The sequence below is a fragment of the Streptomyces sp. NPDC002825 genome, assembly GCF_040295385.1.
Taxonomy (GTDB): Bacteria; Actinomycetota; Actinomycetes; order Streptomycetales; family Streptomycetaceae; genus Streptomyces.
Genome location: NZ_JBEOVH010000018.1, coordinates 28,309 through 41,788, shown reverse-complemented (window position 1 = coordinate 41,788; position 13,480 = coordinate 28,309). Strand labels below are relative to the sequence as shown.

12 protein-coding genes and 1 pseudogene are annotated in these 13,480 nt (G+C 70.6%); 5 read left to right on the top strand and 8 right to left on the bottom strand.

Annotated features, from left to right (window positions below):
• Nucleotides 1-70 precede the first annotated feature (70 nt).
• Together ABT041_RS22730 and ABT041_RS39070 are read right to left on the bottom strand one after the other, a co-directional pair.
• Nucleotides 71-1,231 (bottom strand): helix-turn-helix domain-containing protein, encoded by a 1,161-nt coding sequence (locus tag ABT041_RS22730; protein WP_351187169.1) that lies wholly within the window; start codon nt 1,229-1,231, stop codon nt 71-73.
• Nucleotides 1,232-1,652: 421 nt separating this feature from the next.
• Nucleotides 1,653-2,105, bottom strand: a complete 453-nt coding sequence (locus tag ABT041_RS39070; protein ID WP_502976575.1) for a hypothetical protein — start codon at nt 2,103-2,105, stop codon at nt 1,653-1,655.
• Between the two features lie 342 nt (nt 2,106-2,447).
• On the opposite strand from ABT041_RS39070, the gene ABT041_RS22720 reads away from it, so the two are divergent.
• Nucleotides 2,448-2,969 (top strand): universal stress protein, encoded by a 522-nt coding sequence (locus ABT041_RS22720; RefSeq protein WP_123452601.1) that lies wholly within the window; start codon nt 2,448-2,450, stop codon nt 2,967-2,969.
• A gap of 172 nt (nt 2,970-3,141) precedes the next feature.
• A complete protein-coding gene (locus tag ABT041_RS22715) occupies nt 3,142-3,705 on the top strand; it encodes a GPR1/FUN34/YaaH family transporter (RefSeq protein WP_351187166.1) in 564 nt (187 codons plus the stop codon).
• Between the two features lie 168 nt (nt 3,706-3,873).
• On the opposite strand, the gene glmS is transcribed toward ABT041_RS22715, so the two are convergent.
• Nucleotides 3,874-5,691 carry a glutamine--fructose-6-phosphate transaminase (isomerizing) gene (glmS, locus tag ABT041_RS22710; protein ID WP_351187164.1) on the bottom strand — a complete coding sequence of 606 codons (1,818 nt, stop codon included), beginning with the start codon at nt 5,689-5,691 and terminating at the stop codon, nt 3,874-3,876.
• Nucleotides 5,692-5,728: 37 nt separating this feature from the next.
• Nucleotides 5,729-6,004, bottom strand: a complete 276-nt coding sequence (locus ABT041_RS22705; protein ID WP_030210307.1) for a hypothetical protein — start codon at nt 6,002-6,004, stop codon at nt 5,729-5,731.
• A 201-nt stretch (nt 6,005-6,205) separates the two neighbouring features.
• Here ABT041_RS22705 and ABT041_RS22700 point away from each other — a divergent pair, with 201 nt between their 5' ends.
• Entirely contained in the window at nt 6,206-7,846 is a 1,641-nt protein-coding gene (locus ABT041_RS22700; RefSeq protein WP_351187162.1) for a beta-N-acetylhexosaminidase, read from the top strand.
• Between the two features lie 60 nt (nt 7,847-7,906).
• On the opposite strand, the gene ABT041_RS22695 is transcribed toward ABT041_RS22700, so the two are convergent.
• Both ABT041_RS22695 and ABT041_RS22690 read right to left on the bottom strand, forming a co-directional pair.
• Entirely contained in the window at nt 7,907-9,676 is a 1,770-nt protein-coding gene (locus ABT041_RS22695; protein ID WP_351187160.1) for an IucA/IucC family protein, read from the bottom strand.
• Nucleotides 9,673-10,227, bottom strand: coding sequence for a GNAT family N-acetyltransferase (locus ABT041_RS22690; protein ID WP_351187158.1), 555 nt, complete (start codon nt 10,225-10,227; stop codon nt 9,673-9,675). Before ABT041_RS22690 ends, ABT041_RS22695 begins: the two co-directional genes overlap by 4 nt.
• Nucleotides 10,228-10,379: 152 nt before the next feature.
• Here ABT041_RS22690 and ABT041_RS39065 point away from each other — a divergent pair.
• Nucleotides 10,380-10,478, top strand: a pseudogene (locus tag ABT041_RS39065) (helix-turn-helix domain-containing protein); the annotation flags it as partial.
• Nucleotides 10,479-10,491: 13 nt separating this feature from the next.
• Nucleotides 10,492-10,758: a zinc ribbon domain-containing protein gene (locus ABT041_RS22680; protein ID WP_502976579.1), complete on the top strand. Its 267-nt coding sequence runs from the start codon at nt 10,492-10,494 to the stop codon at nt 10,756-10,758.
• On the opposite strand, the gene ABT041_RS22675 is transcribed toward ABT041_RS22680, so the two are convergent.
• Both ABT041_RS22675 and ABT041_RS22670 read right to left on the bottom strand, forming a co-directional pair.
• On the bottom strand, nt 10,713-11,984 hold the full coding sequence (locus tag ABT041_RS22675; RefSeq protein ID WP_351187154.1) for a lysine N(6)-hydroxylase/L-ornithine N(5)-oxygenase family protein: 1,272 nt from the start codon (nt 11,982-11,984) through the stop codon (nt 10,713-10,715). The two genes, ABT041_RS22680 and ABT041_RS22675, sit on opposite strands and share 46 nt — an antisense overlap.
• A complete protein-coding gene (locus tag ABT041_RS22670; protein WP_351187152.1) occupies nt 11,965-13,434 on the bottom strand; it encodes a pyridoxal phosphate-dependent decarboxylase family protein in 1,470 nt (489 codons plus the stop codon). Before ABT041_RS22670 ends, ABT041_RS22675 begins: the two co-directional genes overlap by 20 nt.
• Between the last annotated feature and the right edge of the window lie 46 nt (nt 13,435-13,480).

Sequence of the window (13,480 nt, the reverse complement as noted above, 5' to 3'; positions counted from 1 at the left end):
GCCCCCGGGGGAGGTGTCCCCGAGGGCCCGTCGGTCCTGCGTCGCACCGCTTGTGGCGGCGGCGGTCTTGTTACGGCGCGCTGCGCTGCCCCGGCAGGGCCGGGCGGCCCGGTGCGTACGCGTCCGACTGCGGCTTGCCCGGCTCCAGCGGCCTGCGCAGCCCCACGGCGCCCTGGGCCGGCACCGCCGGTTCGAGCACCGCCGTGCCGGTCTCACCCTGCGGCCGCCGCGCCCGGTACGCCGCCCGGTAGGCGGCCGGCGAGGAGCCGAGCTGGCGCCGGAAGTGGCCGCGCAGCGCCACCGGCGAGCGGAAGCCGCACCGGCCGGCGACCTCGTCGACCGAGTAGTCGGAGGTCTCCAGGAGCCGCTGCGCCTGCAGCACCCGCTGGGTGATCAGCCACTGCAGCGGGGCGGAGCCCGTCAGCGAGCGGAACCGGCGGTCGAAGGTCCGCCGTGACATGTAGGCGCGTGCGGCGAGCGTCTCCACGTCGAACTGCTCGTGGAGGTGCTCCAGCGCCCAGGCGACGACCTCGGCCAGCGGGTCGGCGCCGATCTCCTCTGGTAAAGACCTGTCGAGGTAGCGCTCCTGACCGCCGCTGCGCCGCGGCGGGACGACCAGCCGGCGCGCGAGCGCGCCCGCGGCCTCGGTGCCGTGGTCGGTCCGCACGATGTGCAGACACAGATCGATTCCGGCCGCCGTGCCGGCGGAGGTCAGCACATCCCCGTCGTCGACGAAGAGCTCCCGCGGGTCCACGTGGACCGACGGATAGCGCTTGGCGAGCGTCGGCGCGTACATCCAGTGCGTGGTCGCCGGGCGGCCGTCGAGCAGTCCGGCCGCGGCCAGGACGAACGCCCCGGTGCACAGCCCGACGATCCTGGCCCCCTCCTCGTGCGCACGGCGCAGCGCCTCGAGCGCCTCCGGCGGCGGCGGCGAGGTGATCGACCGCCAGGCCGGGACGACGACGGTGCCCGCCCGGCCGATGGCCTCCAGGCCGTACGGCGCGGTGAGTTCGAGCCCGCCGGTGGTCCGCAGCGGGCCCTCCTCGCCGGCGCAGACGAGCAGCCGGTAACGGGGCACTCCGGCGTCCTGCCGGTCAATGCCGAACACGGAGAGCGGGATGGAGCTCTCGAAGATGGGGCCGCCGCTGAACAGCAGCACCGCGACGACTTCGCGACGGCGGCGCCCGGACAGCTTCCGTGCGGCCTCCGGTGCGGCGGAGTCCTGGCTCATGACGCTAAGCCCCCCTCGGTGTTCGCGTCTCCCTGGTCGTGTCGCTCCTGCACGTTTCCCCTCGGTTTTGCACGAGACCCCAGTCTTCGGTACCCATGATCGAATCTACTGCGTCCCGTGGCGCCGGCGTGACAAGTTCTCCATCCGGTGGATTGTCGACAAGGCAACTTGGCGTGAAGCGATCGATCGCGAAGTCTTGCGTCCGACGGCCCCCGAGGGGAAGGGCGGTGTGCCGAACGCCCCCGTACGCGGGGGGTGTGGGCCCCCGGGACAAGGCTTCCGCGGCCTCCGGCGGCGGGGTTGGCCAACCGTTCCGCCAAGGACTCGCCGATGGCTGGAAGTTGGCTGAAAACATATGGGGTCGGGTGTACGAACCTGTCAACTCGAAGGGGGGCGGGGACGGCTCGGGGCCCCTCCGAGGCTAGTTCCGGCGCCTCGGACGCACCGTCTCGGCGTGCAGTCCCCGCTCCGAGCGGCGCAGCAGCAGCCGGCAGGCCGCGGTCACCGACACGAGTCCGAGTGCGGTCCCGGCGGCCCCGCCGAGGGAGGTGCCGTAGACGACGAGCACGACGGGGACCAGTACACAGCAGAAGGCCGCCCAGCGGACGACGTCACCGACCTGCTCGGCTCCGCCCGCGCCCGTGGGCGTCCCCGCACCCGCGACCGTCGCGGACATGCCCGCCGTCGCCGCCGCCGTACCTCCCGGACCCGCAGCCGTCCCCGCAGCCGTCCCCGTACCCATCTCCGTCCCCGTCCCCGGCTCCGGGGCGGCGGCCGGTGGGGCGGCGGGCGCCCGGCGGCGGCCGCGGGGCGAGCCGAGCGTGGAGGCGGGGGTGGCGGAGGTCTGGCCGGCGGCGGTCGATGGTGCGGGCACGGGCGGTCTCCCTGCGACGGTGGGCTGGACCTGTGGCAACGAGGAGCGGAACGTTCCGGTCACTCTCGGCGACGTCCGTTTGGCCCCCGTACGGACGCCTGTAGGGCACATCCGGCATTGCCAGATCCCGAACCCCTCGTGCATGCTCCCTGGAACGCCGCGCGCGAGCGGCGGGCACGCCGGGAGTGGCACGGCGGGCTCTGGGCAGGAGAGGAGTGTCGCCGTACCCTTGGGGGTATGGGCTTGGGAAGATGATTCCCGGACACAGCTCCGCCGCCACCCGTCGTTCGTCCCCTCCTTTCCCCGTCCCTTCCCACGAGGACCTTCTTCGCCGAGACACCGATGGCCGGTCACGAATTCCCCGAACCCGCGGACCGCAAGCGCGTCGCCGACTCCACGGTCGACCCCCTCGCGGTAGAACAGCCACGTCATGCCTGCGACCCGGCCTTCCGGCACGGGGTGGTCGTCGGCTTCGACGGCTCGACGTCCAGTGAGCGCGCCCTCGCGTACGCCATCGGCATGGCCCGCCGCTCCGGATCGGGCCTGATCATCGTGCATGTGGCGAACCGGCTGCCCACCACGGTGTGGGCCGGCTGCGAGCCCCCGGTCTTCGTCGACGTCCCGGACCACCGCACCGAGGTCCTCGGCCTCGAGCTGGCCTGCGCCGATCACCTCTCCGAGGTGCCGTGGATCCTGGTCGAGCGCGGCGGCGACATCTGCCACGAGCTGGAGGAGGTCGGCCGGGAGTATTCGGCCGACGCGATCGTGGTCGGCTCCACGCACGGGATCGTCGGCCGGATCTTCGGCTCGGTCGCCGGCCGTCTCGCGCGCCGCGCCCAGCGGCCCGTCATCGTCATCCCGTAGCCCCACGGGCCCCCGCAGGACCCCACGACCCGTCAGGTCGCTCCCTCAACTGCCGTCATCCGGCCATAAATTCGGCCTTCCTCAGGTGAATTGTGCGCTTGTGAAGGGTACATAAAGACCACGGAACACAGCAGCTCACGCAGGACAACTGCACACCTGAAGGGAGCCCGCCGTGAACAACGAAGTCGCCGCGGGAAACACCACCTCCACGCTCGGCCACCTGGCACTCGGACTGACCCTGCTGGCCTTCGGCCTGGGCGGAACCGGTGTCATCGACAACGTCGCGGCAGCGGATGCCGCGGGTCTCGCCACCTGGGTCGGCGGCGTGACGCTCTTCCTCGTCGGACTGCTCGCCCTGCGCGCGGGCGACAAGGGCGAAGGCACGGCGTACGCGGCGCTCGGCGCCTTCTGGTTCACCTGGGGCAGCGGAGCCGGCGGGCACGCCTCGGCCGACGCCATGGGGCTCTTCCTGATCCTGTGGGCGCTCCTCGCCCTCACGCTGACCATGGCCGCCTCGGGCAGCGGGCTCTTCGGACAGGGCGTGTACGGGCTGCTGTTCGTCGCGCTGCTGCTGCTCGGCATCGGCGCCCTCGCCGACAACGGCGGGCTCGGCAAGGCGGGCGGCTGGGTGGCCGCCGCCGCGGGTCTGGTCGCCTGGTACGGCGCCACGGCCGCGGTCGCCGGCTGGCCGACGGCGCTGCGCCGCTCGGCGGGCGGTGCCACGGCCGCGGGCTGATCCCCTCGGAGGGCACGGCACAGAACACAGCGGTCCCCGTGCACGGGAGGTGTGTGCACGGGGACCGCTGCTGTGTCCGGCCGAGGCTCCGGGGGACAGGCCCGGAGGGGTGCGGCGCCCGGGGGACAGGCCCGGACACCGCACCTCGGCCGCGACGGCCGGGGGCGCCTACTCGACGGTGACGGACTTCGCCAGGTTGCGCGGCTTGTCGATGTCACGGCCCATGGCGAGCGCCGTGTGGTAGGCGAGGAGCTGGAGCGGGATGCCCATGAGGATCGGGTCCAGCTCGTCCTCGTTCTTCGGGACGACGATGGTGTGGTCGGCCTTGGCCTGCGGCTGGTGCGCGACCGCGAGGATGCGGCCGGAGCGGGCCTTGATCTCCTCCAGGGCGGCGCGGTTCTTCTCCAGCAGGTCGTCGTCGGGGACGATCGCGACGGTCGGCAGGGCCGGCTCGATGAGGGCGAGCGGGCCGTGCTTCAGCTCGGAGGCCGGGTACGCCTCGGCGTGGATGTAGGAGATCTCCTTCAGCTTGAGGGAGGCCTCCAGGGCGACCGGGTAGCCGCGGACACGGCCGATGAACATCATCGACTGGGCGCCGGCGTACTGCTCGGCGATCTCCTTGATCTGCTCCTCGGTCTTGAGGATCTCCTCGATCTGCGAGGGCAGCTTGCGCAGGCCCTCGATGATCCGCTTGCCGTCGGTGACGGACAGGTCGCGGATGCGGCCCAGGTGCAGGGCGAGCAGCGCGAAGGCGGTGACCGTGTTGGTGAAGCACTTGGTGGAGACGACGCAGACCTCGGGGCCGGCGTGGACGTACACGCCGCCGTCGGCCTCGCGGGCGATGGCGGAGCCGACGACGTTCACGACGCCGAGGACGCGGGCGCCCTTCCGCTTGAGCTCCTGGACGGCGGCGAGCACGTCGTAGGTCTCACCGGACTGGGAGACGGCGATGTAGAGGGTGTCGGGGTCCACGACCGGGTTGCGGTAGCGGAACTCCGAGGCCGGCTCGGCGTCGGCGGGGATGCGGGCCATGGACTCGATGAGCCCGGCGCCGATGAGACCGGCGTGGTACGAGGTGCCGCAGCCGAGGATCTTGATGCGGCGGATGGTGCGGGCCTCGCGCGGGTCCAGGTTCAGGCCGCCCAGGTGCACGGTGGAGAAGCGGTCGTCGATCCGGCCGCGCAGCACGCGGTCGACCGCGTCGGGCTGCTCGCAGATCTCCTTGTGCATGAAGGTGTCGTGGCCGCCCATGTCGTAGGAGGCGGCCTCCCACTCGACGGTCTCGGGGGTGGCCGTGGTGGAGGCGCCCGAGGTCGTGTAGGTGCGGAAGTCGTCGGCCTTGAGGGTGGCCATCTCGCCGTCGTCGAGGGTGACGACCTGGCGGGTGTGGGCGATCAGGGCGGCGACGTCGGAGGCGACGAGCATCTCCTTCTCGCCGATGCCGAGGATGACCGGGGAGCCGTTGCGGGCCACGACGATGCGGTCGTTGAAGTCGGCGTGCATCACGGCGATGCCGTAGGTGCCCTCGATGACCTTGAGCGCCTCGCGGACCTTCTCCTCGAGGGTCTCGGCCTGGGAGCGGGCGATGAGGTGGGTGATGACCTCGGTGTCCGTCTCGGAGGCGAAGACGACGCCGTCGGCCTCCAGCTTGGCGCGGAGCTCCTGGGCGTTGTCCACGATGCCGTTGTGGACGACCGCGACCTTGTTCTCGGGGTCGAGGTGCGGGTGCGAGTTGATGTCGCTCGGGGCGCCGTGGGTGGCCCAGCGGGTGTGCGCGATGCCGGTGGTGCCGGTGAAGCGCTTGGGGACCTTGGCCTCCAGGTCACGGACGCGACCCTTGGCCTTCACCATCTTCAGGCCGGAGGCCTTCGGGCTGGTGACGACCATGCCGGCCGAGTCGTAACCCCGGTACTCGAGGCGCGCGAGGCCTTCGAGCAGCAGCGGGGCAACGTCGCGCTTACCGATGTAACCGACAATTCCGCACATAAAGGTGAAACCCCTCCAGGTAAGTGACAGGTGCTGCTCAGCCGTAGACGATCCGGCGCAGCTGCCGGAGCGAGAGCTCCGGTGGCGCCACCGCCCGGTGCGGCAGCTCCGCCGCGATCCGTTCGAAGATCTCGGCGTTCACGGCGCCGCCGGACTGCAGTTCGCGGTGACGGCGGCGGACGAACTCCTCGGTCGTCTCGTCGAAGTACGCCAGCACGTCGAGCACCACCCGGGCGGCCTCACCGCGCTGGAGCGCGGTGCTGCGGACCAGGTGGTCGATGAGGTCGTCGTGCGACGGGCGGCGTTCGAGCACCCGTGAATACTGAGGGCTCACCCCCGCTTTCCGCAAGAATCCTGCCCGAATTCGGGCAGGCGTGCCCTGATCCACACAGGGAACGGGTGGCTTGGTCCAGACCTTGACCCGGAGTAGGGGTCGCGGTACGCATGGTGGCCGAAGGGATATACAGAAACAGAACGACGGACGTGCAGATCTCACCCGAAGGGGAGCCCGCCTGTGAGACAGCGCCTGACGATTCCGCGCCTGATCGGATCCCTGCTCCTGTTCGCCACCGCCGGAGTCGGCTGCGGCGAGGCCGCCGCCGACAGCGACAGCGCCGACGCCAAGGCCGCCGGCAGCGCCGCCACCGAGCCCGAGGTACGCCCGCTCGGCCGGATCGTGCCCGTACCCGCCTCCGTCACCCCCGAGGGCGAGCCCTACACGCTCACCACCGCGACGCGCATCGGCGTCGACGAGACCTCAGGCGAGTCCCGGGCCATCGGCCGCTATCTCGCCGGACTCCTCCGCCCCGCCACCGGCTTCCCGCTGCCCGTCGTCGACGACCGCGCCGCCGGCCACGGCATCCGGCTCCGCCTCGACCCCGACGAGACGGCCCTCGGCGAGGAGGGCTACCGGCTGCGGTCCGCCCCCGACGGCCTCACCCTCACCGCCCGCGAACCCGCCGGCCTCTTCCGCGGCGTCCAGACCCTCCGCCAGCAGCTGCCCGCCGCCGTCGAACGCAAGAGCGTCCAGCCCGGCCCCTGGAAGATCGCCGGCGGCACCGTCACCGACACCCCGCGCTACGCCTACCGGGGCGCCATGCTCGACGTCGCCCGCCACTTCTTCACCGTCGACGAGGTGAAGCGGTACATCGACCAGCTCGCCCTCTACAAGGTGAACACCCTCCACCTGCACCTCTCCGACGACCAGGGCTGGCGCATCGCCGTCGACTCCTGGCCCCGGCTCACCACCTACGGCGGCTCCACCGAGGTCGGCGGCGGCCCCGGCGGCTTCTACACCAAGGCCCAGTACCGGGAGATCGTCGAGTACGCCGCCTCCCGCTACCAGGAGGTGATCCCCGAGATCGACATGCCGGGCCACACGAACGCGGCGCTCGCCTCGTACGCCGACCTCACCTGCGACGGCGTGGCCCCTCCCCTCTATACGGGCACCAAGGTCGGTTTCAGCTCGCTCTGCGTCCCGAAGCCCGTCACGTACGACTTCGTGGACGACGTCATCCGCGAGATCGCCGCGCTCACCCCCGGCCGCTACCTCCACATCGGCGGCGACGAGGCGCACTCCACCAGCCACACGGACTACGTGGCCTTCATGGACAAGGTGCAGCCGATCGTCGCCAAGTACGGCAAGACCGTCGTCGGCTGGCACCAGCTGACCGGCGCCACCCCGGCGAAGGGCGCCCTCGTCCAGTACTGGGGCCTGGACCGCACCCCCGCCGCGGAGAAGGAACGGGTCGCGGCCGCCGCCCGCAACGGCACGGGCCTGATCCTCTCCCCGGCCGACCGCACCTACCTCGACATGAAGTACACCAAGGACACCCCGCTCGGCCTTGCCTGGGCGGGCTACGTCGAGGTCCGGCGCTCCTACGACTGGAACCCGGCGACCTACCTGGCGGGCGCCCCGGAATCGGCCGTCCGCGGCGTCGAGGCCCCCCTGTGGACGGAGACCCTCGCCTCCACGGGCGACCTGGACGTCATGGCCTTCCCCCGGCTCCCCGGAGTGGCGGAACTGGGCTGGTCCCCGGCCTCCACCCACGACTGGGACACCTACAAGGAACGCCTCGCGGAACAGGCCCCCCGCTTCGACGCCCTCGGCATCCCCTACTACCGCTCACCCCAGGTGCCGTGGCCTGCGGAGTAGGGGCATGACGACGGGCCCCGGCGGAGGACCGTACTCCGCCGGGGCCCGTGTCGGTCCCGGTCAGGCGAAGCGGGCTATCGGGTTCACCAGGTCGCCGACCAGCTGGAGGGCCGCCGACGGGTCCGCCAGGTCGACCATCTGCTTGTTGTTGCGGAGCTGGAGGCGGTTCAGGGCCGACAGGGCGAAGGTCTCCGCGAACAGGTCGTACCGGGCGAAGCGGTCCGACAGGGCCGGGTTCGCGCGCTGGTAGTCCTTCACGCACTCCGCCACCGTGCGCCAGAAGCCGTCCTCGTCCAGGACGCCCTCCGCCGCCAGGGTCGCGCCCAGGAAGCGGAAGAAGCAGTCGAAGACGTCCGTGAAGACCGACAGGACCTTCATGTCCTCCGGGACCTCGGCACGGATGCGCTGCACCGCCGGCGGAAGGACCGCCGTCGGGTCCATCACGCAGATCTCCTCCGCGATGTCCTTGAAGACCGCCCGGGCCACCGCGCCCCGCTCGTCCAGGACCAGGATCACGTTCTCGCCGTGCGGCATGTAGACCAGGTCGTACGCGTAGAAGCAGTGCAGGATCGGGAGGAGGTAGGCGTCCAGGTACCGGCGGAGCCACACCGCCGGCTCCTCGCCCGACTCCTTGATCAGCGCGCCCGCGAACGACGCTCCCGCGTGGTCCACGTGCAGCAGCGACGCCATCGTCGCCAGGCGCTCGCCCTCGGCCAGGCCCGGCACCGGGGACTCGCGCCACAGCGCCGCCAGCATCTTGCGGTACGGCGAGTAGCGGTCCGTGGCCGCCTCGTACTCCAGGTGCCGGTAGCCGACCGCGGCCCGCTCCCGGATGATCGAGAACCGGGCCGATCGAAGGACCGCATCCGACTCGATCAGGCCGTGCAGCCAGTCGTTGATCGCGGGGGTCGCCTCCATGTACGCCGCCGACAGGCCCCGCATGAAGCCCATGTTCAGGACCGAGAGAGCCGTTTTCACGTAGTGCTTCGTCGGGTCCGAGCTGTTGAAGAACGTACGGATCGACTGCTGCGCCAGATAAGTGTCGGCGCCCTCGCCCAGGTACACCAGGCGCTCCTGCGCGACCTCGGCCGCGAAGGTGACCGACAGCTTGTTCCACCACTGCCAGGGGTGGGCGGGCATCAGGAGGTAGTCGGAGAGGTCGAGGCCCCGGGCGGCCAGGGTCGCCGCGAAGCCGTCCACCGCCGCGTCGCCCAGCTCGGCGCGGATGAACGTCTCGTACTCGATGTCCGCGCCCGCCGTGAACGTGGCCCGGTCGCGGTGCGCGGCCAGCCAGATCAGGTGGATCCCGCTCGCCGCCTCGGGGGCGTACGCCCGGTACTCGTCCACGCCGAAGCCCAGCCGGCCGTTGTTGGCGACGAAGCAGGGGTGGCCCTCGGTCATCCCCGTCTCGATCGCCTGGAAGCCGGCGCGGGCCAGCTCGGCGGAGGTGACGGGCGGCTTGGTCGACTTGTACGCCGTACCGGCAAGGGTGGAGGAGATCTCCTCCAGGTACACGGGGAGGATCTCGTCGCTCAGGCCCAGGGAGCCGCGCAGCTCCGTAATGAACTGAAGGGCGTCCAGCGGGAGTTGCTCGTCCCCCCGGTGGCGGCTGATCGAGTCCGGGTAGACCTGCCAGTGGTCCAGCGCGAAGCGGTCGGCGGTGAAGCGGTACTCGGTGGAGCCGTCGTCGCTGAGGACCTGGTAGCGGCTCTCGCCCAGCTCCTTCGGGTTCAGCAGCCGCTCGTGGGCGAACTCGGCGAGGCCCTTGCGGATCAGGGCGCGGTTGGCGTCCGCCCAGCGCTCGGGGGTGAGGTGTGCGACGGGGTTCATATGGAGGCTCCGACGGCGGTCTCGAACTGGGCGCGGGTGCAGAAGCTCAGCAGGGCCTTCTTCTCCGGCTTCTGGATCTCCCGCTCGGGCACGAAGCCGACGGCCTCGTTGAGCGCGTGGACGGCCTGGTTGCGGACGTCGGGCTCGACGACCACGCGGGCCGTCGCCGGGTCGGCGAACAGCTCCGCCATGACGGCGGTGATCACGGTCCGGGTGAAGCCGTGCACGGGGGTGTCGGTGGGTGCCACGAGGAAGTGCATGCCCACGTCGCCGGGCTGCGGCTCGTACAGGCCGACCAGTTCCACCTTGGACGGGTCGTACCGCTCCATGAGGAAGGCCGGCTCTCCGTCGACGAAGCCGATGAAGGCGTCGTGGTCCGGGTTCGCGGCGATCGCCATGTACTCGCGCTCGACGTCCTGGAGCTTCGCGTCCTGCATCATCCAGAACGCGGCCTTGGGGTGCGTGACCCAGGGGTGGATCAGCTCCGCGTCCTTCGTCGGGTCGAGAGGGCGCATCTGGATGACGCCTGGGGACGTGTTCGTGCGGGGCATGCGATCTTCCTTCGAGGGCAGGCTGGATCCGGGCCTGGGTGAGGGTGGGTAACCAAGGGCCGAGTAAGCGGCACGGGAATCGTGTCGCACATACGTCCCATGGCGTCCGGGGCTTGAAGTCGTGCTGGTATGGGCGTCAGTCGGCACAGGGGGTGGTGAAGCGGGCGTTCAAGTACCGCTTCTTTCCGACCGGCGAGCAGGCGGCCCTGCTCATGCGCACCTTCGGTTGCGTCCGGAAGGTCTACAAAAAAGGCCCACCTCGGGCTGAACGAACGCACCTTCCGGTGTGACGATTCCGCGTGTGGCCTGGTCCTGGACCGGGACGTGAACGCGGCACGCAACATCCTGGCCGCCGGGCCGGCGGTGACAGTCTGTGGAGACGGTGGAAGACCTCAACGGAACTCTCCGAGCGGGCAGCGGTCGGCGAAACAGAAAGCCCAGCCAGTGATGGTGGGAATCCCGGGCCCCGCAGGGCCCGGGGGAGGTCAAACGGCGAACTCCTGGAACGCGATGGTCTTCTCTACCGGGTAGTACTCGGAGCCCAGCATCTCCCCGATGATGTACGCGTTGCGGTACGGGCCCATGCCCAGGTCCGGTGACGTGATCGAGTGCGTGTGGACGCCGGCGTTCTGCAGGAAGACCGCGCGGCCCGTCGTGTCGATCGCGTAGTTGCGGGCGACGTCGAAGCGGCCCCGGCCGTCGTAGCGCAGGCGGTCCTCGATCGGCTTCAGGAAGGCGGGGACCGTGTACTTGTACCCCGTGGCGAGGATCAGGCCCTCGGTGTCCAGGGTGAAGTCCTTCTCCTGCTCCTCCTGGCGGAAGCCCAGCGTGTACGTGCCCGTGCCGGCGTCGTACGCGGCCGTGTTCAGGGACGCGTTGGTCAGCAGGCGCGTGGGGACCGGGCCCGCCAGGTTCTTCTGGTAGAGCAGGTCGAAGATCGCGTCGATGAGCTCGCCGTCGATGCCCTTGAACAGGCCCTTCTGCTCCGTCTCCAGGCGGTAGCGGGTGCGCTCGGGCAGGCCGTGGAAGTAGTCGACGTACTCCGGGGAGGTCATCTCCAGGGTGAGCTTGGTGTATTCGAGGGGGAAGAAGCGGGGGGAGCGGGTCACCCAGTTCAGCCGGTAGCCGTGGGTGTCGATCTCGCTCAGGAGGTCGTAGTAGATCTCCGCCGCGCTCTGCCCGCTGCCGACCAGCGTGATCGACTTCTTCTTCTGGAGCTCCTCCTTGTTCGGGAGGTAGCGCGAGTTGTGGATCAGGTCGCCGCCGAGGCCCTCGCAGGTCTCCGGGATGTACGGCGGAGTGCCCGTGCCGAGGACGATCCGCCGCGAGCGGAACGTTTCGCCGGACTCGGTGGTCACCACGTACAGCTCGGTGCCCTCCTCGTACGCGACCGACGTCACCGTCGTCGAGAAGCGGATCGACGTGAGCTTGCCGGCCGCCCAGCGGCAGTAGTCGTTGTACTCGGTCCGCAGCGGGTAGAAGTTCTCGCGGATGTAGAAGGAGTAGAGCCGGCCCTTCTCCTTCAGGTAGTTGAGGAAGGAGTACGGCGAGGTCGGGTCCGCGAGGGTGACCAGGTCCGACATGAACGGGGTCTGGAGGTGGGCGCCTTCGAGGAACATCCCCGAGTGCCACTCGAAGTCCGGCTTCGACTCCAGGAAGACGCCGTTCAGTTCGGCGATCGGCTCGGTCAGGCACGCGAGTCCGAGGTTGAACGGACCGAGCCCGATGCCGATGAAATCAAGAGGCTGCGTGGACAAGGTTCTCTCCCAGGTACTGCTCGGCGTGGCCGGCTATCAGATCGAGGACTGCGGCGATGTCGGCCGGCGTCGTCTCGGGGTTGAGCAAGGTGAACTTCAGGTACTGGCGGCCGTCGACCTTGGTGCCGGCGACGACGGCCTCGCCGGAGGCGAACAGGGCCTTGCGGGCGTGCAGGTTGGCCCGGTCGACGTCCTCGGGGGAGGCGGCGGCCTCGGGGACGTAGCGGTAGACGAGGGTGGAGAGCTGCGGCTCGACGACGACGTCGTAGCGCGGGTCGGCGGCGAGCAGCGCGTGGCCCTCGCGGGCCAGGTCGCAGACCTCGTCGAAGAGCTCGCCGACGCCGTCGGCGCCCATCACGCGCAGGGTCATCCACAGCTTGAGCGCGTCGAAGCGGCGGGTGGTCTGGAGGGACTTGTCGACCTGGTTGGGGATCTGCTCGGCGAGCGTCGTGGGGGAGAAGCCGAGAGCTTGGGGGAGCGGGTTGAGGTAGTCCGCGTGGTAGGTCGCGTGGCGCAGGGTGGCGCCGTCGCGAACCAGGACGGCGGAGGAGCTCACGGGCTGGAAGAAGGACTTGTGGTAGTCGACGGTGACGGAGTCGGCGTGCTCGATGCCGTCCAGGAGGTGGCGGCGGGTGCGGGAGGCGAGCAGTCCGCAGCCGTAGGCGGCGTCGACGTGCATCCAGGCGCCGTACTCGGCGGCGAGGGCGGCGATCTCGGGCAGCGGGTCGATGGAGCCGAAGTCGGTGGTGCCGGCGGTGGCGACGATCGCCATCGGGATGAGGCCCTCGGCGCGGCAGGCCTCCAGCTCGGCGGCGAGGACGACGGACTGCATCCGCCTGTTCCGGTCGACCGGGACGGAGACGACGGCGTCGCGGCCGAGGCCGAGCAGCTGGGCGGACTTCTGGACGCTGAAGTGGCTGCACTCGGAGGAGAAGATCCGCAGCTTCGTCAGGTCGGTGCTGCCGGCCTCCTCGCGGGCGAGGAGCAGGGCCTGGAGGTTGGACTGGGTGCCGCCGCTGGTGAACACGCCGTCGGCGAGCGGGCCGAGGCCGATGCGGGCGGTGGTCCAGTCGATCAGCTTCCGCTCGATGAGGGTGGCGCCGGCGCTCTGGTCCCAGGTGTCGAGGGAGGAGTTGACCGCGGAGAGGACGGCCTCGCCGAGGACCGCGGGGATGACCACCGGGCAGTTGAGGTGCCCGAGGTAGCGGGGGTGGTGGAAGTAGACGGCGTCGCGGAGGTAGACGCTCTCCAGCTCGTCGAGGGCGGCGGAGGGGTCGCCGAGCGGGCGGTCGAGGTCGACGGCGTCGACGACGGGGGCGAGCTCGGCGGGGGTGACGCCGGTGAACGGTGCGCGTGCCGCGCTGAGTTTTCTCGCCACCCGCTCGACTCCTTCGGTGACGGAGCGTCGGTATGACTCCGCCGTCGTGTCGTTGAGCAGGTGGGAGCGCATGTGGGGGCCCTTCCGGGAGCGGACTCGGTCGGTCTTGGTTAGGTTA